Raw genomic sequence first — 24,427 nt, 5'->3', positions numbered from 1 at the left:
TACGCCAAAATGTTCGAATTCTTCAGTAACTCGCAGAATGTTCTGCACCTGTCGAGCAAAGGTTCGATCGGCGCGGAGGTCTGAGATGCCATCGATCAAGCACGTACCACTCTGGAGCCTGGGGTTTCGGCCATTTTTCCTCGCCGGCAGCGCCTTCGCCTGTATCGCGCTGGCGGTCTGGGGTTTATGGCTTTACGGACGTCTGCCCGGCTCGCAACCGATGGGCGGGATGCTCGCGTGGCATCGGCATGAAATGCCGTTCGGGTTTGCCACGGCGATCATCGGTGGTTTCCTGCTGACCGCCGTACCCAATTGGACCGGCCGCCCCGGTTTGTCCGGCTGGCCGCTACTGGGATTGCTGCTGGTGTGGCTGGTGGCGCGGTTGGCCTGGCTGATGCCGGTTTCCGCAGCGTGGCTGCTGGCGTTACAAGTGCCTTTTCTGCCGCTGCTGGTAGTCGTTTTAGGACGCGACCTGATCGCCGCACGCAAACGCGAGAACTACCCGATTCTGCTGATGATCAGTGTGCTGGCCGGGTGTCAGCTGCTGACCTTGTGGGGCATGGCTCAAGATGACATCACATTGCAGCGGCGCGGAGTGCTGGCGGCGTTGTGGCTGGTCGCTGCGCTGATGAGCGTGATCGGCGGGCGGGTGATTCCATTCTTCATCCAGCGTGGTTTGAATCGCCCTCAAGGATCAATGGCGCAGCCACTGCAAACCAAAGTGCTGTTGATCGCCAGCCTGTTGGTGGTGTTGATGATCGGCGCGGGGTTCAACGACACGCCGAGGCCTTGGCTGGCGGCGTTGTTTGTGTTGATCAGCGGCTTGCACCTGGTTCGCTTGTGGCGCTGGTATGACGGTGGCATCTGGCGCGTACCGCTGCTGTGGTCGTTGTACCTGGCATATGCCTGGCTGTTGATCGCGGCGCTGGCCATGGCGCTGTGGCAACTCGGCGTGATGCCGCAACAAAGCCTGGCCACGCATTCGCTGGCGGTCGGAGGTGTTGGCGGTTTGGTTCTGGCGATGATCGCACGAGTCAGTCTCGGTCATACCGGACGCCTGCTGCAGCCGGCAAAAGCTGTGGTGCTGGGTTTTGCCTTGGTGTTACTGGCCGGGGTGTGTCGGGTCTTTATCGTGCCTTTCAGCACTCATGGATTGGCAGTTTCGGTGTTGTTCTGGTGCTCCGCGTTTGCACTGTTTTTATTGCGCTATACGCGCATCCTGCTGGGGCCGAGGGTGTAGGTCGGTGATGGTTTGAAACACAGGGCGGCTTTCTTGGAAGTGGCCCTTTTTTGTGACCGGTGGTCGCGCAAATCAAGGCTTCGGGAAAATTGCGCTTAGCTCAATGGATAAACCGAGGCGCGCGTAGGCAGTCGTTGCCACAGTGACGCCATGAAAGGACATCGTGAGTGACTGAGGAGACCGCCGTGCTGACGCTCAATATCAATGGCAAAGACCAATCCCTGGACGTGCCCGGCGACATGCCGTTGTTGTGGGTATTGCGCGATATCGCGCACTTGACCGGTACCAAGTTCGGCTGCGGCATGGCCCAGTGCGGCGCCTGCACGGTGCATGTCGACGGCGCGCCGCTGCGCTCCTGCATCACCCCGGCGGCGGCCGTCGCCAATGGCCAGAAAATCATCACCATCGAGGGTTTGTCGAGCGACGGCACGCATCCGGTGCAGCGCGCCTGGGCCGAGATCGACGTGGTGCAATGCGGTTACTGTCAGTCGGGGCAGATCATGTCGGCGGCAGCTTTATTGGCGAAAATCCCGTCGCCGAGCGACAGCGATATCGATCAGGCGCTGTCGGGCAATATCTGTCGGTGCGGGACCTACCCGCGCATTCGTGCGGCGGTCAAACGTGCTGCGCAAATCGGGGAGGCATGACGATGAACGCGAAGATCGAGACTTCTCGACGGGATTTTTTGAAAAGCAGTGCCGTGCTCGGTGCCGGGCTGGTGGTGGCGTTTGTCATTCCGGGAGCCAATCGCTTTGCACAGGCGGCTTCGACGCCGGACGCGGTGTTCGCCCCCAACGCCTTTTTGCGCATCGCGCCCGATGGCAGCGTGACCATTCTGTTGGGGCACTCCGAAATGGGGCAGGGGATCTGGACCGGCCTGACCATGTTGATCGCCGAAGAACTGGACGCCGACTGGACGAAGATCCGCGTCGAGCATGCGCCGGCATCGGCAGCCGATTATGGTTTGCCAGCCTTTGGCGGCATGCAGATTACCGGCGGCTCGACCTCGACCTGGATGGAGTTCGACCGCTACCGTCAGGCCGGTGCGGCTGCGCGCTTGATGCTGATCGAGGCCGCCGCCAAGCGCTTCAACGTCGCTCCCTCGAAGGTACGAACCGAACCGGGCGTGGTGATCGCCGGCGATCAGCGCGCCACTTACGGTGAGCTGGCCAATGACGCCGGCCAACTGCCGGCGCCCGATCCGGCGTCGATCAAACTCAAGGATGCCAAGGACTGGAAGATCATCGGCAAACCGACCAAGCGCCTGGATACCCCGGAAAAAATCACCGGCCAGGCGAAATTTGGCATGGATGTGCAGTTCGATGGATTGCTGACGGCCATGGTCGCGCGCTCGCCGGTGTTCGGTGGTAGCGTCAAATCCTTCGACGGCGCAGCGGCATTGGCGCTGCCGGGCGTGCATAAAGTCGTGCAGGTGCCGACGGGCATAGCTGTGGTGGCCGATCATTATTGGGCCGCCAAACTCGGCCGCGATGCACTGAAAATCGACTGGGACCTGGGGCCCAACGCCGCTCTGGACAGTGATGTCTTGCTGCAAAACTTCCGCAAACTGGCCGCGATCCCCGGTACCCCGGCCAGCCAGGCGGGCGACATCAGTGCCGCGTTGAGCAAGGCAGTGAAGACGATTGATGTTGAATACAGCGTTCCCTACCTGGCGCATGCGCCGATGGAGCCGCTCAACTGCACGGTGAAAATCACCCCGGACAAATGCGAGATCTGGACCGGCACCCAATTCCAGACGCTGGACCAAATGATCGCGGCGAAAATCACCGGGCTCAAACCCGAGCAGGTCGAGATTCATACCGAATTCCTCGGGGGCGGTTTTGGTCGTCGAGCCAATCCGACCTCGGACTTTGTCAGCGAAGCGGTGCAGGTTGCCAAGGCGGCCGGTGCGCCGGTGAAAACTGTCTGGTCGCGGGAAGATGACATACGCGGTGGTTACTACCGCTCGGCGTTCCTCCATAAAGCGCGCATTGGCCTGGACGCCAAGGGCATGCCCCAGGCCTGGCAGCACGTACTGGTCGGGCAGTCGATCATGGACGGCACCTCATTCGAAGCGACGATGGTCAAGAATGGTGTCGATGCCACCTCGGTCGAAGGCGTGGCCGACAGCCCGTACATCAAGGGCCTGGCCAACCATCTGGTCGATCTGCATTCGCCGAAAACCGGCATCAGCGTGTTGTGGATGCGTTCTGTGGGGCACACGCACACCGCATTTGTCGTCGAGTCACTGATCGATGAACTGGCCACGGCGGCCGGCAAGGACCCGGTGGAATACCGACGGACCTTGCTCAAGGAGCATCCGCGCCATCTGGGCGTGCTGAACCTGGCGGTAGAGAAGGCCAACTGGAAGGCGCCGCTGCCTGCGGGGCACGCGTTGGGTGTGGCGGTGCATGAGTCTTTTGGCAGTTACGTTGCGCAAGTGGCCGAGGTGTCCCAGGACAACCTGAAGATCCGCGTGCACCGCGTGGTCTGTGCGGTCGATTGCGGTGTTGTGGTGAACCCGGCGAGCATCGCCGCGCAGATGGAGTCGGGCATCACCTTTGGCCTGGGGTTCACCTTGCACAGCAAGCTGACCTTCAAGGACGGGAAAGTGGTGCAGTCCAATTACCATGACTTTCAGGTGTTGCGCCTGAATGAAATGCCGGTGGTCGAGGTGCACATCGTCCCCAGCACTGAAAAACCGGGCGGCATCGGCGAGACCGGGGTGCCACCGACCGCGCCGGCGGTGGCCAATGCGGTGTTCGCCCTGACCGGGCAACGCCTGCGTGAACTGCCCTTGCAACTGGCGGGGGTGTGAGATGAGACGGCATCTGTTTCTGGGCGCGCTGCTGTTGCTCGGGGGCGGCAGTTACACCTCGGAGCTGTTTGCTGACGATCAAGCCGCACTGGCGGCGTTTGCCACGGTGCAGAAGGTGTTCCAGAGCCCGCGCTGCCAGAACTGCCATATCCCCGGTGACTCGCCCTTGCAGTTCGACGCCGGGAAGCCGCATGCCATGAATGTGGTTCGCGGTACGGACGGTAAGGGTTCGGCGGGGCTGCCGTGTGCAACCTGTCATGCCGACACCAACCCGCCCGCCAGTTATGGCCCCCACGCGCCACCCGGCGCACCGCATTGGGGCTTGCCTTCAGCTGCGCACAAAATGGCCTGGATCGGCTTGCCGGCCGACCGGCTGTGCCAGATGATTAAGGATCGTTCCAGCAACGGCGACCGTGATTTTGCCGCGCTGATCACCCATGTCAGCGACGACAAACTGGTGCTCTGGGGCTGGAATCCCGGAGGCAACAGGACGCCGGTGCCGGTGCCTCACGATATTTTTGTCACCCAGTTCAAGCTTTGGGCAGAAGCGGGTGGGCCATGTCCGCTGGCGGGGAGCTAGATTTGGCAGTTTTTCGGGTTTTAACCCGCTTGCGGGCCGCTTAATGTTGAAGCCACTTGATGGGCAGCCCATAACAAATGGCTGTCGTTTCTGAATCCACCGATCAGTTGTAATCCAATCGGTAGCAAACCGCCTGCCCGGTTCAGTGGAATGTTCACTTGAGGCAAGCCAAAGGCGCCCCAGAACTTGATGAAGTCGGACGGTCCGGTCGACTCAAGGCCAACCGGCGCGACGATACCGCAACTGGCGCCGAGTATCGCATCGAACGGCTGGCAGTAATGTGCCAACTGTGGTGCGAGCCGGGTCAGGCGCGCTTTGGCTGCGGACTCTTGTTCCCAACTGGTTTGCGCCGCGCGTTCGAACATCGCCAGTATGGAGTCGCTGAGTTGCGCCCGATGGACGTGGAACTCCTTGGCTAGAGAACGCGCGCCTTCGCAATCATTGATCAATACGTGGTCGTCAAATACTCCGGCGAATGACTCGGGCAAATGCACTTCGTGCACTTGATGTCCTGCGCAGCGTAGTTGCTCGATGGCCGCCTCCAACGCCTGTGCCACCTGCGGCTCGACCTGGTTCCAGCGCGAGGTTCGGCATAGACCCAGTCGTAATCGACGGTGATCGCGGCTTTGCACGGTAAAGCCTGGAATCAGTACGCGAGCGGCGCGTTCGAGATCCCGTACGGAGCGGCCATACCAACCGACGGTGTCGAAGCTTTGGGCCAGCGGTTTGACACCCTCGAGAGAAACCAGTCCAAGGGAAGGTTTGAAGGCATAAAGACCGCAATAGGAGGCGGGCTTGAGCAGTGATCCGGCGGTCTGCGTTCCCAGTGCGAGCGCAAAGAAACCGGCGGCCATCCCGGCCGCTGAGCCTGCACTGGAACTGCCTGGCGTGTGTGCAAGATTGTGCGGATTGCGCGTCGGCCCCGTGTGCATATACGCGAACTCAGTGGTGTGGGTTTTACCCATGACCAACGCGCCAGCCTGACGCAGCAATGTGACCACATGGGCGTCTCGCGAAGGTTGATGTCCCGCGTAGATCGGTGAATGGAACTGTGTCGGCTGATCGGCGCTGTCAAAGATATCTTTGATGCCCACTGGCACACCTGCCAGCAGCCCTTGGTGGTTCTCTTGTGTAAGCTTTCCAGCTTGAGCGCGCACACGTTGCGGGTTGAACGCGGCGAATGCCTGTACCTGCGGCTCGTGCTCCTCAATGCGCGTCAAGAAGTGTTCGGCTACCGAGGTGGCAGTCGCCAAGCCACTGCGAATCGTATCGCCGATGCTGGTCGCGTCCAGTTCGTTGAGTGAGCCATCGCTGTCATTGGCGTTCGCCAGCAAGGGCGAGGTGCTGCTCATTTGGCGAACAACTGTTCGATGTCCTTGAACGCCTTGAATTCCAGTGCGTTGCCACACGGGTCGAACAGAAACATCGTCGCCTGTTCGCCTACCAGTCCTTTGAAGCGAATGCCGGGCTCAATCACGAAGCGCGTGTCCAGCGACGTGAGTCGTTCGGCCAGGGATTCCCATTCTCCCATCGACAGCACCACGCCGAAGTGCGGGACCGGCACGTCGTGACCGTCCACGGCATTGGTGTGGGCGGATTCCTGGGTGGCGGTTTTCGGGTGTTCGTGGATGACCAATTGGTGGCCGAAAAAGTTGAAGTCCACCCAGTGCTCGCTGGAGCGTCCTTCCTCCAGACCGAACACTTGGCCATAGAAAAGCCGCGCGGCTGCAAGGTCATACACCGGGATGGCCAGATGAAAAGGGGAGAGACGCATGATGTTCAAGCCTCGATGACAGGAGAGTTGAGCTGATTCTAGTCTTGTGATTTTTGATTAAAAGACGATAATTTTTGCCTCCAGCTCAAATAAAATCGATCAATCGAGGCGCTCATGCTGCGTGAACTGAAAACCTTCATTGCAGTGACTCGCTATGGCACGTTCGCCGCAGCCGGCATGCACATTGGCCTCACGCAATCGGCCGTCAGCGCGCAAATGCGCAACCTGGAGCAGGCGCTGGGTATTCGCCTGTTTGACCGCACCGGGCGTCAGGCCATCCTCAACGCGGCCGGGCAGCGGGCGTTGCCGATGGCCCGGGAAATCCTCGAAACCTTTCAGCGCATGGCCGTCAGTGACGACGTCAGTGAGTTTCGCGGCGAATTGAGAGTTGGCGCTGTAGCGACGGCCCAAACCGGTTTGCTGCCCCAGGCATTGCTGCGTTTGCGGCAGCAGGCACCGCTGCTCGAGCCAAAACTGGTGCCCGGCGTGTCACTCAACCTGTTGAGTCAGGTCGACGCTGGCGAACTTGATCTGGCGATCCTGATCAAGCCACCCTTTGAACTGCCCAAGGAACTGTCGGCCCAGGTGATCCGGCAGGAGCCTTTTGTGTTGATCGTGCCGCCGGACCTTGAAGGCGAGGATCCGTTGCAGATACTCAGCACACATCCACAGGTGCGTTATGACCGCAACTCGTTCGGTGGCCGTCTGGTGACACGCTTTCTGCGCGAACAGCAGATTGAGGTCAACGTCGCGCTGGAGTTGGATGAGCTGGAGGCGATCGTGAAAATGGTCGAGTGCGGGCTGGGGGTGGCGTTGATTCCCCAGGCGGGGCTCTGGCTTGAGTACGGGGCGAAAGTCAGGATCATCTCGCTGGGCGAACTGACGTTCTATCGGGAGATTGTGCTGTTGCGGCGCTACAGCCAGCGCACACAACCGATCCAGCAGTTGTTTGCGCGGTGTCTGACGAATATCGACGGCTGAACACTCATCCCTGTGGGAGCGAGCTTGCTCGCGATGAGGCCGTAACATTCAACATCAATGTCGCCTGTCAGTACGCTATCGCGAGCAAGCTCGCTCCCACAGGGATTCGCGGCGGGTCTGAAGCAATGGGCACAAAAACCCCGCCAATCGGCGGGTTTCTTGTTAACGCGTGAAGATTACTCTTCGATGTTGCCCATGGCGGTGGTGTTGAAGCCGCCGTCCACGTACATGATTTCGCCGCTGATGCCGGACGCCAGGTCCGAGCACAGGAAGGCGCCGGCGTTGCCGACTTCTTCGATGGTGACGTTGCGACGCAGCGGTGTTTGCGCTTCGTTGGCGGCCAGCATCTTACGGAAGTTCTTGATGCCGGAAGCGGCGAGAGTGCGGATCGGGCCAGCCGATACGGCGTTGACGCGGGTGCCTTCCGGGCCCAGGGAGCCAGCCAGGTAACGTACGCCAGCTTCCAGCGAAGCCTTGGCCATGCCCATCACGTTGTAGTTCGGCATGGTGCGCTCGGCGCCCAGGTACGACAGGGTCAGCAGGCTGCCATTGCGGCCTTTCATCATCTCGCGGCCAGCTTTGGCCAGGGCGACGAAGCTGTAGGCGCTGATGTCGTGAGCGATGCGGAAACCTTCACGGGTGGTGGCTTCGGTGAAGTCGCCGTCCAGTTGGTCGCCAGGTGCGAAGCCAACGGAGTGCACGATGCAGTCCAGGCCATCCCATTTTTTGCTCAGTTCTTCGAAAACCTTGGCGATTTCTTCATCGCTGGCCACGTCGCACGGGAAGCACAGCTCAGGGCTCGAGCCCCAGCCTTGTGCGAACTCTTCGACACGCCCCTTGAGTTTGTCGTTCTGATAAGTGAAGGCAAGCTCAGCGCCCTCGCGATGCATGGCGGCAGCGATGCCGGATGCGATGGACAGCTTGCTGGCGACACCGACGATCAGTACGCGCTTACCGGCGAGAAAACCCATGTGTTGCTCCTCTTTCAGGTTATTGCGCAGTGGCTGGTGCCAGGAAAGCGGCCTCCAGCAACTGCTGTGTATAGGGATGTTGCGGTGCGGCAAAGATACCTTGCGCATCACCTTGTTCGACCACTTGGCCGTGCTTGATCACCATCAACTGGTGACTCAGCGCTTTAACCACCGCCAGGTCATGGCTGATGAACAGATACGTCAGGTTGTACTTGCTTTGCAGTGAGCGCAGCAGTTCAACCACTTGGCGTTGCACGGTGCGGTCGAGGGCCGAGGTCGGCTCGTCCAGCAAGATCAACGCCGGTTTCAGCACCAGGGCTCGGGCAATGGCGATTCTCTGCCGTTGTCCGCCGGAAAACTCGTGGGGATAGCGGTGCCGGGTTGCCGGGTCCAGGCCGACTTCCTTGAGTACCGCGATAATCGCCAGTTCCTGTTCGGTCTCTGTACCGATCCGGTGTATCCGCAGGCCTTCGCCGACGATCTGGCTCACGCTCATCCGTGGGCTCAGGCTCCCGAAGGGGTCCTGAAACACCACCTGCATTTCCCGCCGTAACGGCCTTACCTGCTGCTGCGACAGGCAGTCTAACGACTTGCCTTCAAAACGGATCGCGCCTTTGCTGGCAATCAACCGCAAAATCGCCAGACCCAGCGTGGACTTGCCCGAACCGCTCTCGCCGACAATGCCCAGGGTCTGTCCCTGAGGCAGGCTGAAGTTGATTCCGTCCACGGCTTTGACGTAATCGACGGTGTTGCGCAAAAAGCCTTTTTTGATCGGGAACCAGACCTTCAGGTCCTCGACTTGCAGCAAGGGCGGGCCGATGACATTGGTTGCCGGGTTGCCCCGAGGCTCCGCTGCCAGCAGCTCCCGGGTGTAAGGATGCTGCGGCGCGCGGAACAACTCTTCGCACGACGCCTGTTCGACGATGCACCCTTTCTGCATGACACATACGCGATGCGCGACTCTCTGGACCAGGTTCAAATCGTGGCTGATCAGCAGCAGGGCCATGCCCAGGCGGGCCTGCAGTTCCTTGAGCAGCTCGAGGATTTTCAACTGAACAGTCACGTCCAACGCAGTGGTCGGTTCGTCGGCGATCAGCAGTTCCGGTTCGTTGGCCAGGGCCATGGCGATCATCACGCGCTGGCGCTGGCCGCCGGACAATTCATGGGGCAGGGCCCTGAGCCGTTTGCGCGGTTCGGGAATGCCCACCAGTTCCAGCAGCTCCAGGGTGCGCTGGGTCGCGACCTTGCCGGTCAGGCCTTTGTGAATGCCGAGCACCTCGTTGATCTGTTTCTCGATCGAGTGCAACGGGTTCAGCGAGGTCATCGGTTCCTGAAAGATCATCGCAATCCGGTTGCCACGAATGTGCCGGATGGTTTTCTCTTTCAGCGACAGCAGGTCATGCCCGGAGTAGTTGATGGTGCCGGTGGGGTGCCGCGCCAAGGGGTAGGGTAGCAGGCGCAGGATCGAGTGCGCCGTCACCGATTTGCCGGAGCCGCTTTCGCCGACCAGTGCCAGGGTTTCACCGCGCTTGATGTCGAAGCTGACGCCTTCCACCACCCGTTGCACGTGGTCACCGACCACAAACTCGACAGAGAGGTTGCGCACTTCGATCAGATTGTCCTGATTCATTTCACTTCCTCGGGTCGAAGGCATCGCGAGCGGACTCGCCGATAAACACCAGCAAACTCAACATCAGCGCCAGCACCGCAAAGGCGCTCATGCCCAGCCACGGCGCTTGCAGGTTGGATTTCCCCTGAGCCACCAGTTCACCCAGCGATGCACTGCCTGCCGGCAGGCCGAAGCCGAGGAAGTCCAGTGCGGTCAGGGTGCCGATGGCGCCCGTGAGGATGAATGGCATGAAGGTCATGGTCGAGACCATGGCGTTGGGCAGGATGTGCTGGAACATGATTGCGCCGTTTTGCATCCCCAGCGCGCGGGCGGCGCGTACGTATTCCAGATTACGCCCACGCAGGAATTCGGCGCGGACCACGTCGACCAGGCTCATCCAGGAAAACAGCAGCATGATCCCCAGCAGCCACCAGAAGTTTGGCTGCACGAAACTGGCGAGGATGATCAGCAGGTACAACACCGGCAAGCCCGACCAGATCTCCAGGAAGCGCTGCCCGGCCAAATCGACCCAACCGCCATAGAAACCCTGCAAGGCGCCGGCAATCACGCCGACGATCGAACTGAGAATGGTCAGCGTCAGTGCAAACAGCACCGACACCCGGAAGCCGTAAATCACCCGCGCCAGCACGTCGCGGCCCTGATCGTCGGTGCCCAGCAGATTGTCTGCCGAAGGCGGTGCCGGGGCCGGGACTTTCAGGTCGTAGTTGATGCTTTGGTAGCTGAACGGGATCGGCGCCCACAAGGTCCAGGCGTCCTTGGCCTTGAGCAGTTCGCGAATGTACGGGCTCTTGTAGTTGGCTTCCAGCGGGAATTCGCCGCCGAAGGTGGTTTCCGGGTAACGCTTGAGCGCCGGGAAATACCATTGGCCGTCGTAATGCACTGCCAGCGGCTTGTCGTTGGCGATCAGCTCGGCACCGAGGCTCGCGCCAAACAGGATCAAAAACAGCCACAGCGACCACCAGCCGCGCTTATTGGCCTTGAACCGTTCGAAACGTCGGCGATTGAGAGGGGACAGGTTCATCTCAATGCTCCCGGTGTTCGAAGTCGATCCGTGGATCGACCAGGGTGTAGGTGAGGTCGCCGATCAGTTTCACCACCAGCCCCAACAGGGTGAAGATGAACAGGGTGCCGAACACCACCGGGTAGTCGCGGTTGATCGCTGCTTCAAAACTCATCAGGCCCATGCCATCGAGCGAGAAGATTACTTCCACCAGCAACGAACCGGTGAAGAAAATCCCGATGAAGGCCGAAGGGAAGCCGGCGATCACCAACAGCATGGCGTTGCGGAACACATGGCCATAGAGCACGCGATGGCGGGTCAGGCCCTTGGCCTTGGCGGTGACGACGTACTGTTTGTTGATCTCGTCGAGGAAGCTGTTTTTGGTCAACAGGGTCATGGTCGCGAAGTTACCGATCACCAGTGCTGTCACCGGCAGCGCGATATGCCAGAAGTAATCGCGGACCTTGCCCATCCAGCTCAATTCACTGAAGTTGTTCGAGGTCAGGCCGCGCAGGGGAAACCAGTCCAGGTAGCTGCCGCCGGCAAACACCACGATCAGCAGGATCGCAAACAGGAACGCCGGAATCGCGTAACCGACGATGATCGCCGAACTGGTCCACACGTCGAAGTGGCTGCCGTGCCGGGTGGCCTTGGCGATCCCCAATGGAATCGACACCAGGTACATGATCAGCGTGCTCCAGAGCCCGAGGGAGATCGACACCGGCATCTTTTCCTTGATCAGGTCGATGACCTTGGCGTCACGGAAGAAGCTGTCGCCGAAATCCAGGGTGGCGTAGTTCTTGATCATGATCCACAAGCGTTCCGGCGCCGACTTGTCGAAGCCGTACATGTGCTCGATTTCCTTGACCAGCGCCGGGTCCAGGCCCTGGGCACCGCGATAGCTGGAGCCGGCCACCGACACTTCGGCTCCGCCGCCGGCAATGCGGCTGGTAGCGCCTTCGAAGCCTTCGAGCTTGGCGATCATCTGTTCCACCGGGCCGCCGGGTGCGGCCTGGATGATCACGAAGTTAATCAGCAGAATGCCGAACAGGGTTGGAATGATCAGCAACAGTCGCCGAAAAATATACGCCAGCATCTTATTGCTCCATGCCCGCAGGATCGGCTTGTTCTTTGGTCAGCACTTCGATCGCAGGTTTAGCGTCGGGCTTGACCCACCAGGTGGAGATGCCCACGTCATTGGTCGGTGGGACTTTCGGGTGACCAATGTGATTCCAGTACGCCACGCGCCAGGTCTTGATGTGCCAGTTGGGGATCACGTAATAGCCCCATTGCAACACCCTGTCGAGCGCCCGGGTGTGGGCGACCAGACTTTTGCGCGAGTCGGCGTTGATCAGTTCTTCGACCAGTTGATCGACTACCGGGTCCTTCAGGCCCATGTAGTTGCGGCTGCCGGGTTTGTCGGCGCTTTCGGACTTCCAGAACTCGCGCTGCTCGTTACCCGGTGAGCTGGATTGCGGGAAGCTGCCAACTACCATGTCGAAGTCGCGCGAGCGCACGCGGTTGATGTACTGCGACACATCGACCCGACGAATCACCAGGTCAATCCCCAGGTCACTCATGTTGCGTTTGAACGGCAACAGCACCCGCTCGAACTCGGTCTGCGCCAGTAAAAATTCGATGCTCACCGGTTTGCCGGTGGTGTCGACCATCTTGTCGTCGACGATCCGCCAGCCGGCTTCCTGCAACAGTTGATAGGCCTTGCGCTGTTGGGCGCGGATCATTCCGCTGCCGTCACAGACGGAGTTCTGGAACGCTTCGCTGAAGACCTGATCGGGGATCTTGCCCCGGAACGGATCGAGGATTGCCAGTTGATCCTGATCGGGCAGGCCGGTGGCGGCCATTTCCGAGTTTTCGAAGTAGCTTCGGGTGCGCGCGTAGGCGCCGTTGAATAGCTGCTTGTTGGTCCATTCGAAGTCCAGCAACAGGCTCAGGGCCTGACGCACGCGCACGTCCTGAAACACCGGGCGGCGCAGGTTGAAGACGAAGCCCTGCATGCCGGTGGGGTTGCCGTTGGGGATCTGTTCCTTGATCAGGCGACCCTCGGTGACGGATGGCGTGTTGTAGGCGTTGGCCCAGTTTTTTGCGCTCATCTCCTGCCAGTAATCGAACTGTCCGGCCTTCAGTGCTTCCAGCGCGACGGTGTTGTCGCGGTAGTAATCGATGGTCATGTTGTCGAAGTTGTAAAAGCCCCGATTGACCGGCAGGTCCTTGCCCCAGTAGTCCTTGACCCGCTCATAGCGGATCGAACGCCCGGCCTTGACCTCACTGACCTTGTACGGGCCGCTGCCCAGCGGGATTTCCAGATTGCCTTTGCTGAAGTCGCGGTGTTCCCACCAGTGCTTGGGCAATACCGAGAGCTGTCCAAGGATCAGCGGCAGCTCGCGGTTGCTGGTGTGCTTGAAGGTGAACAGCACCCGCAACGGGTCCTCGGCGATCACGTTGTCGACGTCGCTGTAGTAACCGCGAAAGAGCGGCGAGCCGCTTTTCATCAGGGTCTGGAAGCTGAACACCACGTCTTCGGCACGCACCGGGTGACCATCATGAAAACGCGCTTCGGGGCGCAGGTAGAAGCGCACCCAGCTGTTGTCCGGAGCCTTTTCGATTTTGCCGGCGATCAAGCCATATTCGGTAAACGGCTCATCCAGCCCCTGTTTGGCCAGGGTGTCGTAGATCAGGCCAATGTCATCGGCCGGCACGCCTTTGCTGATGAACGGGTTGAGGCTGTCGAAGCCACCAAAGCCGGCCTGACGGAAGATCCCGCCCTTGGGCGCGTCCGGGTTCACGTAGTCGAAGTGCTTGAAATCGGCCGGGTATTTCGGCGGCTCGTTGTACAGGGTCAAGGCGTGCTGCGGGGCAGCGTGGGCCGTGCAGGCAAGCCCTGCAAAGACCAGACCCAGCAGGGTACGCAAACGCATCATTGGGCTTTCTCCGAAGTCTTCAGCCACCACGCATTCAGCCCCAGGGTGTAGGGCGGCGTGGTGACGAAGGCGAACCGGTTGCGGTACGCCAGGCGATGATAATTGATATACCAGTTGGGGATGCAGTAGTGCTGCCACAGCAGCACCCGGTCCAGCGCTTTGCCGGCCGCCAGTTGCTCGTCACGGGATTTCGCCGCGAGCAGTTGTTCCAGCAAATGATCGACCACCGGGTTCGCAACGCCCGCGTAATTCTTGCTGCCCTTGACCGAGGCCTGGCTCGAGTGGAAGTACTGCCACTGCTCAAGTCCGGGGCTGAGGGTCTGGTCGAGGGTCATCAGGATCATGTCGAAATCGAACTGGTCCAGACGTTGCTTGTATTGGGCACGGTCGACGGTGCGCAGGTGCGCGTCAATGCCGATACTGGCGAGGTTTTCGGCGTAGGGCTGGAGAATGCGCTCCAGGTTCGGATTGACCAGCAGGATCTCGAAACGCAGTGGCTGCCCGGCCGCATTTTGCAGGCGCTGGCCATTGAGCTTCCAGCCAGCCTCGGCGAGCAAACCCAGCGCCCGGCGCAGGGTTTCCCGGGGGATGCCGCGGCCGTCGGTCTGCGGCAGGCTGAAGGGCTCGGTAAACAGCTTGGCGGGGAGCTGATCGCGGTAGGGCGAGAGCATCAGCCATTCGTGGCCGACCGGTAAGCCTGTCGCTGTGAACTCGCTGTTGGGGTAGTAACTCATGGCCCGTTTGTAGGCACCGCTGAACAGGGCGCGGTTGGTCCATTCAAAATCGAACATCATGCCCAGGGCTTCACGCACCTTGTCGTCGGCGAACGTACCGCGCCGGGTGTTCATGAACAGGCCCTGGGTCTGGGTCGGAATCTGGTGGTCGATCTGCGCCTTGATCACCTCGCCACGCCGTACGGCCGGGAAACTGTAGCCATTGGCCCAGTTCTTGGCCTGGTGCTCGATGTAGATGTCGAACTCGCCGGCCTTGAATGCCTCGAATGCCACGTCGCTGTCGCGATAAAACTCGACTTCAACGCGATCATAGTTGTACTTGCCGCGATTGACTGGCAGGTCCTTGCCCCAGTAATCCTTGACCCGCTCGAACACTAGCTGCCGACCCGGCTGAACCTCGGTGATGCGATAGGGACCACTGCCCAACGGCGGTTCGAAGGTGGTGGCCTTGAAGTCGCGGCCTTCCCAGTAGTGCTGCGGCAACACCGGCAACTCGCCCAGGCGCTGGATCAGCAACGGGTTGCCGGCACGCTTGAACACGAAACGGATGCGCTGCGGGTTGAGGATGTCGACCCGCTGCACTTCCTGAAGGTTGGTGCGGTATTGCGGATGACCTTCCTTGAGCAGCAAGCGATAGGAGAACGCGACGTCGTAGGCGGTGATCGGCGTGCCGTCGTGAAAGCGTGCTTGCGGACGCAGGTTGAACACTACCCAGCTGCGGTCTTCGCTGTATTCGACAGACTGGGCGATCAGCCCGTAACTGGAGGCGGGTTCATCGCCGGACGGCGCGTACTGCCCCGTACCGACCATCAACGGTTCGTTCAGCTCGTTGATGCCGTACTGCAGGAAATTCGGGGTCGCGACCGGGCTGGTGCCCTTGAAAGTGTAGGGATTGAGCGTATCGAAGGTGCCAAATGCCATGACCCGCAATGTACCGCCCTTGGGCGCTTGCGGATTGACCCAGTCGAAGTGGGTGAATTTGGCCGGGTACTTGAGTGTGCCGAACTGCGCATAACCATGGCTTTCGCTGATCGTTGCGCTTGCGGGGAAGCTCAAGGCCAGACTGATTAGGAACAGGAGGGGACGCATCAAGGCAGAGATCCGGTCCAGGCGGCTTGGGCTTTGTGGATCGTACAGTAACAGCTTGTATCGACAGGAAAAAGGTAGGCCTCCAAAGCCTAATCTTCGTAGCAGCTGCCCGAAGGCTGCGTTCGGCCGCGAAGCGGTCGTAAAATCACGCAACGCGGTTTTCTAGCAATCCGTGGATGCCGAATTTGCGACGGCTACGCCGCCGAACGCAGCCTTCGGCAGCTGCTACGGATTGCGTACTGGCTTAACAGGCAGGCATTAGCCTCTAAAGCCGTCTTTCAAGACAAAAAAAAGATCGCTGGTTGCGATCTTTTGTTTTTTAACGCGGGGAAGAAACCGTCAGCACCTGCCCGGGTTTGAGGGCCTGGCCAACACGTGGGTTCCAGCGCTTGAGGTGTTGCATCTCAACGTTGAAGCGCTTGGCGACGATGTACAGCGAGTCGCCCTGCTTGACCTTGTATTGGGTCTGCTTCTTGTTGTTGGCCGCAACTACCGTGCTGATGCGTCCACCGCTGCGCTTGCTGGTGTCTCGCATCACCAGGGTCTGGCCAACCTTGAGGTCCTTGCCGTTCAGCTTGTTCCAGTGCTGCAGGTCCTTGACCTCGACCTTGTTCGCCTTGGCGATCTGCGTCAGGTTGTCGCCGCGCTTGACCCGGTAGCTGCGCTTGAGCGTTGCCAGCTCGCGGTCGTCTGCACCTTCGAAAACCGGTTTGAGCGGACGCTGGCTGATCAGCTCTTCGGGTTTCATGGTCGACAGGCTGGCGGTCAGCAACTGCGCCTTGGACGTCGGCACCAGCAAGTGCTGGGGACCGTCGACGGTGGTGCGTTGCTTGAAGGCCGGGTTGAGCTGGAACAGTTCGTCTTCGTCGATGTTGGCCACCGCGGCAACCTTGGACAGGTCCATGCGCTGGTTGATTTCGACGACTTCGAAGTAGGGCTGGTTGGCGATCGGGTTGAGGTTCACGCCATAGGCTTCTGGCGACAACACCACTTGTGACAAGGCCAGCAGCTTGGGCACATACGCCTGGGTTTCCGCCGGCAGCGGCAGGTTCCAGTAGTCGGTTGGCAGGCCGAGCTTTTCGTTACGCTCGATGGCCCGGCTGACCGTGCCTTCACCGGCGTTGTAGGCCGCCAGGGCCAGCAGCCAGTCACCGTTGAACATATCGTGCAAACGGGTCAGGTAGTCCATCGCCGCAATGGTCGACGCAGTAATGTCGCGACGGCCGTCGTAGAAGCGGGTTTGACGCAGGTTGAAGTAACGCCCGGTGGAGGGGATGAACTGCCACAGGCCGACTGCATCGGAGCGCGAGTAGGCCATCGGGTTGTAGGCGCTTTCAATCACCGGCAACAGCGCCAGTTCCAGCGGCATGTTGCGTTCTTCAAGGCGTTCGACGATGTAGTGAATGTACAGGCTGCCACGTTCGCTGGCGCCTTGCAGAAACGATGGATTGCTGGCGAACCACAGGCGCTGTTGCTCGATGCGCGGGTTGACGCCCAGCCCGTCCTGCAACTGGAAGCCCTGGCGCATGCGCTCCCAGACGTCCTGCGCGGCTTGTGGGCTTGGCTTCTCGTTGAGCCAGATAGGTTTTTGTTTGGTCCGGGTGGAAAGCGTATGTGCCACGTCGGTTTGTGGCACATGACTGGTGCTTTGGCAGCCCGCCAGGGTGGCGGACACAGCCACCGCGATGGCTTGAGCCAAGCGGGTCAATGCGTCTGAATTGATGGATTTACGAATAGATGACGACATTGGCTGGAAGTTAGTTCCGGGCAAAAATGTCGGGCGATTCTAGAAAGCGCACGGGGTGCGGTCAACCATTCAGAATTTTTGGACCGATAGTGGCCCTGTCTAGAACGTATCTTTCCAAGCCCGAAGAGCCGCAAAAACCTCACTCGGAGCCCGGTTATCCGGGCCATTCCGTTCGTCTACTTTTTCTTTAACGGATGTTTCGCCAGTACGCAGAAAAGGGTTGGTGAGCTTCTCCAGCGCCAGGGTCGACGGCAGCGACATGCCGCCGGACTCGCGTAATTGGGAGACTTTCTCGAGACGCTCGGCAATGTCCGGGTTATTCGGCTCGACAGCCGCGGCAAAGCGCAGGTTGCTCAGGGTGTACTCGTGGGTGCAGTACACCAGCGTGTCTTCGGGCAGTGCGGCCAGGCGGCTGAGGGAGTGGTGCATTTGTGCCGGCGTGCCTTCGAACAGGCGCCCGCACCCGGCGGCGAACAGGGTGTCGCCACAGAACAGCAGCCCCTGATGGTAGTAAGCGATATGACCCAGTGTGTGGCCCGGCACGGCATACACGTCGAACTCCAGGCCGAGTACGCTGACGCGATCATTATCGTTCAGGGCGATGTCACGTCCGGGGATGTTTTCGCTGGCCGGGCCGTAGACGGTGGCGCCCGTCGCTTTTTTGAGTCGCTCGACGCCGCCGACGTGATCATGATGGTGATGGGTGACCAGAATGTCGCTGAGCTGCCATTCCGGGTGCATGGCCAACCAGGCCTGCACAGGGGCGGCATCACCCGGATCGACCACGGCGCAGCGCTGGCTGCGGTGGTCCTGCAACAACCAGATGTAGTTGTCGGTGAAGGCGGGAAGGGCACTGATCTGTATCATCGCAGGATTCGCCAAGCGGAAAACAATGGTGCATCTTAGAGCTTCTAAGCGAGTTGGAGAATGCAATGACCGATAAAGCGTTCGCTCAGGCTGATCCTGACTGGCTGGCATTGATCAGTGCCGCTCGCGAGTGGCTGTCAGGTCCCATCGGGCAATTTTTGTTGAACGAAGAACGCCGGATGCTCGAAGACGAACTGGGGCGTTTCTTTGGCGGCTACCTGGTGCATTACGGTCCTTCGGCCGAAACGCCTCCGGCGGCAAAACAGGTCCAGCGCAATGTTCGTCTGGGCGCGCCTTTGCCGGGTGTTGAAATTGTCTGCGAAGAACAGGCCTGGCCGATCAGTGAGCACGCCGCCGACGTGGTGGTGATGCAACACGGGCTGGATTTCTGCCTGTCGCCGCATGGCCTGCTGCGTGAAGCCGCCAGCGCGGTGCGTCCCGGCGGGCACCTGTTGATTGTCGGGATCAACCCCTGGAGCAGTTGGGGGCTGCGCCACGTGTTTGCGAGCGACGCCATGCGCAAGGCGCGCTGCATTTCGCCATCGCGGGTCGCCGACTGGCTCAACCTGCTGGGGTTTGCGCTGGAGAAACGCCGCTTCGGGTGCTATCGTCCGCCGCTTGCGTCCCCGGCATGGCAAGCCCGCCTGGCCGGTTGGGAACGCAAGGCCGGTGACTGGCAGCTGTCAGGTGGCGGCTTCTATTTATTGGTGGCGCGCAAGATCGTCGTTGGCTTGCGGCCGGTCCGCCAGGTACGCCGCGAGCCCATGGGCAAGTTGATCCCACTGCCGATGGCCAAGGTCAATCGACGCCACAGCGAGCCGTAATAAACATTTTATTTTCCCGGCCGGGCTTGCCCGGCCTCGGGCGTTGTCGATCATTGATCGGCAAGCCACAGACATTTTCTGGATAGATTGGCATGAGCGATAGCGTAGAACTCTTCACCGACGGCGCCTGCAAGGGCAACCCTGGCCCTGGCGGCTGGGGCGCACTGCTGGTGTGCAAGGGCGTTGAAAAGGAACTCTGGGGCGGTGAAGCCAATACCACCAACAACCGCATGGAGCTGATGGGCGCGATTCGTGGCCTTGAAGAACTCAAGCGTTCCTGCGACGTATTGCTGGTCACCGACTCGCAATACGTGATGAAAGGCATCAACGAATGGATGGCCAACTGGAAGAAGCGCGGCTGGAAAACCGCAGCGAAAGAACCGGTCAAGAACGCTGACTTGTGGAAGCTGCTCGACGAGCAGGTCAATCGCCACAACGTCACCTGGAAGTGGGTACGCGGCCACGTCGGGCATCCCGGCAACGAACGCGCCGACCAGTTGGCCAACCGTGGCGTCGACGACGTCCGGGGCTACAAGCAGGACTGACGGCTCGGATCACCACGAACGCGCAGGGCGATCATTTCGGATCGCGCATACGCAACGCTTCGATCATTTTCAGGCAATGATTCAATCCCGGTGAGACATCGCCGACGCGTCGGCTCAGGATGATCGGCGAGGTGGCATTGGTTTCCAGCACCGGCGTGAAACCAATGTCGTCGCGATGCAGCAACTGCACCGAGGCTGGCACCAGCGTGACGCCGATTCCGGCACCCACCAGGCCAATGGCGGTTTGCAGCTCGTTGGTCCATTGCGCGACCTTGATGCTCACACCGTAGGACTCGAACAGCGCGATCACATGGTCGGCATAGCTGGGACGGGGATTGCCGGGATACAGCACAAACGGTTCATTGGCCAACTCGGTGAGGCTGATGGGCCTGCCCAGCAACGGGTGCCCGGCGGGCAAGGCGGCGACCAGTCGGTCTTCGTTCAATACAGTCTGGATAATCGCCGGATCATCGATGCGGATCCGCCCGAAGCCGACGTCAATACGTCCGGCCTTCAGCGCTTGCACCTGTTGCAGCGTGGTCATTTCCGACAGGCCGAGTTCCAGTTCCAGCGGCTCATTGCTGCGCAGGCGGCGAATCAGTTCCGGCAATACGCCATACAGGGTCGAAGGGGCAAAGCCGATACCGAGCCAGGTCTTTTCGCCCAGGCCGATGCGCCGGGTGTTGTCGCAGACCTTACTCAGTTGCTCGAGCAGGGCACTGGAGTGCTCAAGGAAAAACCGTCCGGCTTCGGTCAGACGCAAGGGCCTGCCGCGCTCCAGTAACACCACACCGAGTTCATCTTCCAGTTGCTGGATCTGCCGGCTCAACGGTGGCTGGGCGATGTGCAGGCGTTCGGCGGCGCGGGTGAAATTCAGGGTTTGACCCAGCACCTGGAAGTAACGCAGATGACGCAGCTCCATGAGCCCTCCACAGTCGATGATGGTGAATACCTTTAAGGTATCGATCCAGACCAATTCTATATTGGAACCCTGAAAAAAGCCGTACGAGAATCCGTCACAGAACTTCAAGAACCTGACGGGTATCGACATGCTTTCTTCTGCCATTGAATCGATCGAGACGATCATCGTCGATCTGCCGACCATCCGCCCGCACAAGCTGGCGATGCACACCATGCAGAATCAGACGCTGGTGATCATCCGCGTACGTTGTGCCGACGGCGTCGAAGGCATCGGCGAATCGACCACCATCGGTGGCCTGGCCTACGGCAATGAAAGCCCGGACAGCATCAAGACCAACATCGACAAGCACTTTGCTCCGCTGCTGCTGGGACAGGATGCTTGCAACATCAACGCGGCAATGTTGCGCCTGGAACGCAGTATTCGCGGCAATACCTTCGCCAAATCCGGCATCGAAACCGCTTTGCTCGATGCTCACGGCAAACGCCTTGGCCTGCCGGTCAGCGAGCTGCTCGGCGGCCGTGTACGCGATTCGCTGCCAGTGGCCTGGACGCTGGCCAGCGGCGATACCGCCAAGGACATCGCTGAGGCCGAGCAGATGCTCGACCTGCGTCGTCATCGGATCTTCAAGTTGAAGATCGGTGCCGGCGAAGTCGATCGCGACCTGGCTCATGTCATTGCGATCAAAAAAGCCTTGGGCGACCGCGCCAGCGTGCGTGTTGACGTCAACCAGGCCTGGGACGAAGCGGTCGCACTGCGAGCCTGCCGGATTCTCGGCGGCAATGGCATCGACTTGATCGAACAGCCGATCTCACGCAACAACCGTGCCGGCATGGTGCGCCTCAACGCGATGAGCCCGGCACCGATCATGGCGGACGAGTCGATCGAGTGCGTGGAAGATGCGTTCAATCTGGCCCGCGAAGGCGCCGCTTCGGTGTTCGCCCTGAAAATCGCCAAGAACGGCGGCCCCCGTGCAGTGCTGCGTACCGCGGCGATTGCCGAAGCCGCCGGCATCGGCCTGTACGGCGGCACCATGCTTGAAGGCGGGATCGGCACGCTGGCCTCGGCCCACGCCTTCCTCACGTTGAACGAGCTGAGTTGGGACACCGAGCTGTTCGGGCCGCTGTTGCTGACCGAAGACATCCTCAGCGAGCCGCCGGTTTACCGCGATTTCCATTTGCATGTTTCGCAGGCGCCCGGCCTTGGCCTGAGCCTGGACGAAGAGCGGTTGGCGTTTTTCCGCCGCGACAAAACCTCCACTGCCATTCATTCCGCCTGAGGAGAACAGCATGTTGTTCCACGTAAAAATGACCGTGAACCTGCCGGTCGACATGGACCCGGAGCGCGCCGCTCGGCTCAAGTCCGACGAAAAGGCCCTGTCCCAGCGCCTGCAGCAACAGGGCAAATGGCGCCATCTGTGGCGCATTGCCGGGCTGTACGCCAATTACAGCGTGTTCGACGTCGACAGCGTGCAGGAACTGCACGACCTGCTGATGCAACTGCCGCTTTACCCTTACATGGCTATCGAAGTGAACGCGATGTGCAGGCATCCTTCCTCTATTCATGAGGATGATCGCTGAGCCGTTGTCTGCCAGTTCTGTACTCTAATAAATACAAGATGAGGATTAATCATGAACGCCAAAATTTCCCACACTGCCAGTGCACAGAAGTTTCTCGAAGACGCCAGTGGCCTGCTCAACGACGCTGGCAACCCGCGTGCCAAAGCGCTGATCTACCGCATCCTGCGTGATACGGTGAACATCATCGAAGACCTCGAAGTGACCCCGGAAGAGTTCTGGAAAGCCGTCAACTACCTGAACGAACTGGGCGCGCGCCAGGAGGCGGGTTTGTTGGTTGCAGGCTTGGGCCTGGAACACTACCTGGACCTGCTGATGGACGCCGAAGACGCGCAGGCTGGTAAAACCGGTGGCACCCCGCGCACCATCGAAGGCCCGCTGTATGTCGCCGGCGCACCGTTGTCTAACGGCGAAGCACGGCTGGACGACGGCGTTGATCCGGGCGTAGTGCTGTTCATGCAGGGCCAGGTCAAGAACACCGATGGCAAGCCGCTGGCCGGCGCCGTGGTGGATGTCTGGCACGCCAATACCGGCGGCACCTATTCGTACTTCGATGGCAGCCAGTCCGAGTTCAACCTGCGTCGACGGATCGTCACCGATGCCGAAGGTCGCTATCGCTTTCGCAGCATCGTGCCGTCGGGCTACGGTTGCCCACCGGACGGTCCGACCCAGCAACTGCTTGATCAACTGGGTCGTCATGGCCAGCGCCCGGCGCACATCCACTTCTTCATCTCGGCGGATGACCATCGCCATCTGACCACCCAGATCAACCTGGACGGTGACAAGTACCTGCACGACGATTTCGCCTACGCCACCCGTGACGAGCTGATCGCCAAAATCACCTTCAGTGACGATCAGCATCGAGCACGTGAGCATGGTGTCAGCGGACGCTTTGCCGAGATCGAATTCGACTTCACCCTGCAGTCGTCGGCGCAACCAGAAGAGCAACACCGTCACGAACGAGTGCGCGCACTGGAAGACTGATCAGCGCGGGCCCAGGCCACGGGATAACAGACCGTTTATCTCGTGGCCTTCCGCTTTGCGGCGACTTGCATAGAATGGCCAGACCCGATTTTCCGGGGTGCGTGCCCGATAGCACCCGCATCGCAGCCGATAATGACAATCAGAGTGAGCGGTTATGCAAGCGCATCTATTGAGTGAGCGCAGCAGGGTCTTTGAACAGGCCGATCCCTATGCGGTGTCGGGCTACGTCAATCAGCATGTGGGCAACCATTGCATCCGCCTAGCCAGAAGCGGCAGCCCTCAGGCCAGTCTCAACCACCGTAAATTCGCCGGCCTCGACCTGTGCCGTATCAGCTATGGCGGCAGCGTGCGGGTGACCTCGCCAGCGCTCGAAACCATCTATCACCTGCAAGTGTTGTTACGCGGAAACTGCCTGTGGCGCGGTCATCGGCAGGAACACTACTTTGCACCCGGTGAGCTGCTGCTGATCAACCCGGACGATCCGGTGGACCTGACGTACTCCGCCGACTGCGAAAAATTTATCGTGAAAATCCCCGCCAGCCTGCTGGAATCGGTGTGCCAGGAACAACGCTGGTTGCACCCGGGGCAGGGCGTGCGGTTTATCGAGAACCGCTACCAGCTGGATGAGCTTGAAGGTTTCGTGAGCCTGCTGGGCATGGTTTGCCAGGAGGCTGAAGCGGCCGAGCGCATGCCACGTGTTCAGGAGCATTACGCGCACATTGTCGTGAGCAAGATGCTCAGCTTGATGAAAACCAATGTCAGGCGCCTCGGTCTCGGTTCGCAGTCAGCGAACTTCGAGTTGATCGCCGACTACATCGAACGCAACCTCAAGCAGGATATCTGCAGTGAAGAGCTGGCACGTCAGGCACAGATGAGCTTGCGTTCGCTGTATGGGTTGTTCGAACGCAATGCGGCCACCACTCCGAAAAACTACATCCGGCAGAAGAAGCTCGAGCGGGTCAACGCTTGCCTGAGCGACCCGACCTGCACCGTGCGCAACGTGACCGAACTGGCCATGGATTACGGCTTCCTGCACCTGGGACGATTCTCCGAAAGCTACCGCAAGCAGTTCGGCGAATTGCCGTCGGACACCCTCAAACGCCGGCATTGACCCCAGACCCTGGCGCACGGTTTGTCAGTTAAGACACGTAACCTGTGGGAGCGAGCTTGCTCGCGATAGCGGTGGATCAGTCGACACTGATGTTGAA

22 protein-coding genes are annotated in these 24,427 nt (G+C 60.2%); 11 read left to right on the top strand and 11 right to left on the bottom strand.

From position 1 onward, the window contains the following. Nucleotides 1-85 precede the first annotated feature (85 nt). The 4 genes from AC1DIG_RS00440 to AC1DIG_RS00425 all read left to right on the top strand — a co-directional run bounded on the left by AC1DIG_RS00440 (nt 86) and on the right by AC1DIG_RS00425 (nt 4,638). On the top strand, nt 86-1,240 hold the full coding sequence (locus tag AC1DIG_RS00440; protein WP_477765635.1) for an NnrS family protein: 1,155 nt from the start codon (nt 86-88) through the stop codon (nt 1,238-1,240). A gap of 185 nt (nt 1,241-1,425) precedes the next feature. Next, nucleotides 1,426-1,887: a (2Fe-2S)-binding protein gene (locus AC1DIG_RS00435; RefSeq protein WP_477766058.1), complete on the top strand. Its 462-nt coding sequence runs from the start codon at nt 1,426-1,428 to the stop codon at nt 1,885-1,887. A 2-nt stretch (nt 1,888-1,889) separates the two neighbouring features. Next, a complete protein-coding gene (locus AC1DIG_RS00430) occupies nt 1,890-4,058 on the top strand; it encodes a xanthine dehydrogenase family protein molybdopterin-binding subunit (RefSeq protein ID WP_477765634.1) in 2,169 nt (722 codons plus the stop codon). Between the two features lies 1 nt (nt 4,059). Further along, nucleotides 4,060-4,638, top strand: coding sequence for a hypothetical protein (locus tag AC1DIG_RS00425; RefSeq protein ID WP_477765633.1), 579 nt, complete (start codon nt 4,060-4,062; stop codon nt 4,636-4,638). A gap of 20 nt (nt 4,639-4,658) precedes the next feature. On the opposite strand, the gene AC1DIG_RS00420 is transcribed toward AC1DIG_RS00425, so the two are convergent. Together AC1DIG_RS00420 and AC1DIG_RS00415 are read right to left on the bottom strand one after the other, a co-directional pair. Then, nucleotides 4,659-5,990, bottom strand: coding sequence for an amidase (locus AC1DIG_RS00420; protein ID WP_477765632.1), 1,332 nt, complete (start codon nt 5,988-5,990; stop codon nt 4,659-4,661). Then, the gene (locus tag AC1DIG_RS00415; protein ID WP_477765631.1) at nt 5,987-6,412 is read right to left on the bottom strand and encodes a VOC family protein; all 426 of its coding nucleotides are present in this window, start codon (nt 6,410-6,412) and stop codon (nt 5,987-5,989) included. Before AC1DIG_RS00415 ends, AC1DIG_RS00420 begins: the two co-directional genes overlap by 4 nt. 114 nt (nt 6,413-6,526) lie before the next feature. Here AC1DIG_RS00415 and AC1DIG_RS00410 point away from each other — a divergent pair, with 114 nt between their 5' ends. Next, on the top strand, nt 6,527-7,393 hold the full coding sequence (locus tag AC1DIG_RS00410; protein WP_477765630.1) for a LysR family transcriptional regulator: 867 nt from the start codon (nt 6,527-6,529) through the stop codon (nt 7,391-7,393). Nucleotides 7,394-7,569: 176 nt separating this feature from the next. Here AC1DIG_RS00410 and fabI read toward each other — a convergent pair whose 3' ends face one another. The 8 genes from fabI to gloB all read right to left on the bottom strand — a co-directional run bounded on the left by fabI (nt 7,570) and on the right by gloB (nt 18,370). Further along, the gene (fabI, locus tag AC1DIG_RS00405; protein WP_053153864.1) at nt 7,570-8,364 is read right to left on the bottom strand and encodes an enoyl-ACP reductase FabI; all 795 of its coding nucleotides are present in this window, start codon (nt 8,362-8,364) and stop codon (nt 7,570-7,572) included. Nucleotides 8,365-8,383: 19 nt separating this feature from the next. Beyond that, complete coding sequence (locus AC1DIG_RS00400; RefSeq protein WP_477765629.1) at nt 8,384-9,994, bottom strand: ABC transporter ATP-binding protein; 1,611 nt, start codon at nt 9,992-9,994, stop codon at nt 8,384-8,386. Between the two features lies 1 nt (nt 9,995). After that, nucleotides 9,996-11,015, bottom strand: a complete 1,020-nt coding sequence (locus AC1DIG_RS00395; RefSeq protein ID WP_477765628.1) for an ABC transporter permease — start codon at nt 11,013-11,015, stop codon at nt 9,996-9,998. Between the two features lies 1 nt (nt 11,016). Next, nucleotides 11,017-12,090, bottom strand: coding sequence for a microcin C ABC transporter permease YejB (locus AC1DIG_RS00390; protein WP_347929894.1), 1,074 nt, complete (start codon nt 12,088-12,090; stop codon nt 11,017-11,019). Nucleotide 12,091: 1 nt separating this feature from the next. Beyond that, the gene (locus AC1DIG_RS00385) at nt 12,092-13,933 is read right to left on the bottom strand and encodes an extracellular solute-binding protein (protein ID WP_477765627.1); all 1,842 of its coding nucleotides are present in this window, start codon (nt 13,931-13,933) and stop codon (nt 12,092-12,094) included. Further along, on the bottom strand, nt 13,930-15,756 hold the full coding sequence (locus AC1DIG_RS00380; RefSeq protein WP_477766057.1) for an extracellular solute-binding protein: 1,827 nt from the start codon (nt 15,754-15,756) through the stop codon (nt 13,930-13,932). The genes AC1DIG_RS00385 and AC1DIG_RS00380 overlap by 4 nt, the downstream gene beginning before the upstream one ends. A gap of 319 nt (nt 15,757-16,075) precedes the next feature. Beyond that, nucleotides 16,076-17,503, bottom strand: coding sequence for a transglycosylase SLT domain-containing protein (locus AC1DIG_RS00375; protein WP_477765626.1), 1,428 nt, complete (start codon nt 17,501-17,503; stop codon nt 16,076-16,078). 99 nt (nt 17,504-17,602) lie between these two features. Beyond that, complete coding sequence (gene gloB, locus AC1DIG_RS00370; protein WP_477765625.1) at nt 17,603-18,370, bottom strand: hydroxyacylglutathione hydrolase; 768 nt, start codon at nt 18,368-18,370, stop codon at nt 17,603-17,605. Nucleotides 18,371-18,435: 65 nt separating this feature from the next. On the opposite strand from gloB, the gene AC1DIG_RS00365 reads away from it, so the two are divergent. Together AC1DIG_RS00365 and rnhA are read left to right on the top strand one after the other, a co-directional pair. After that, nucleotides 18,436-19,194, top strand: a complete 759-nt coding sequence (locus tag AC1DIG_RS00365) for a class I SAM-dependent methyltransferase (protein WP_477765624.1) — start codon at nt 18,436-18,438, stop codon at nt 19,192-19,194. Nucleotides 19,195-19,286: 92 nt separating this feature from the next. After that, nucleotides 19,287-19,739, top strand: coding sequence for a ribonuclease HI (gene rnhA, locus AC1DIG_RS00360; protein WP_145016463.1), 453 nt, complete (start codon nt 19,287-19,289; stop codon nt 19,737-19,739). A gap of 31 nt (nt 19,740-19,770) precedes the next feature. On the opposite strand, the gene AC1DIG_RS00355 is transcribed toward rnhA, so the two are convergent. After that, the gene (locus AC1DIG_RS00355) at nt 19,771-20,661 is read right to left on the bottom strand and encodes a LysR family transcriptional regulator (protein ID WP_477765623.1); all 891 of its coding nucleotides are present in this window, start codon (nt 20,659-20,661) and stop codon (nt 19,771-19,773) included. A gap of 127 nt (nt 20,662-20,788) precedes the next feature. On the opposite strand from AC1DIG_RS00355, the gene AC1DIG_RS00350 reads away from it, so the two are divergent. From AC1DIG_RS00350 to AC1DIG_RS00335, 4 genes are all read left to right on the top strand, one after another. After that, nucleotides 20,789-21,937 (top strand): muconate cycloisomerase family protein, encoded by a 1,149-nt coding sequence (locus AC1DIG_RS00350; protein WP_477765622.1) that lies wholly within the window; start codon nt 20,789-20,791, stop codon nt 21,935-21,937. 10 nt (nt 21,938-21,947) lie between these two features. Beyond that, complete coding sequence (gene catC / locus AC1DIG_RS00345; protein ID WP_477765621.1) at nt 21,948-22,238, top strand: muconolactone Delta-isomerase; 291 nt, start codon at nt 21,948-21,950, stop codon at nt 22,236-22,238. Nucleotides 22,239-22,289: 51 nt separating this feature from the next. Further along, nucleotides 22,290-23,219, top strand: coding sequence for a catechol 1,2-dioxygenase (gene catA / locus AC1DIG_RS00340; protein WP_477765620.1), 930 nt, complete (start codon nt 22,290-22,292; stop codon nt 23,217-23,219). A 154-nt stretch (nt 23,220-23,373) separates the two neighbouring features. Further along, a complete protein-coding gene (locus AC1DIG_RS00335) occupies nt 23,374-24,330 on the top strand; it encodes an AraC family transcriptional regulator (RefSeq protein ID WP_477765619.1) in 957 nt (318 codons plus the stop codon). The last annotated feature ends 97 nt before the right edge of the window (nt 24,331-24,427 follow it).

This window comes from Pseudomonas sp. 05N431 (assembly GCF_056397005.1).
The sequence above is the reverse complement of the archived record's forward strand: the minus strand, read 5'-3'. Positions and strand labels throughout refer to the sequence as shown.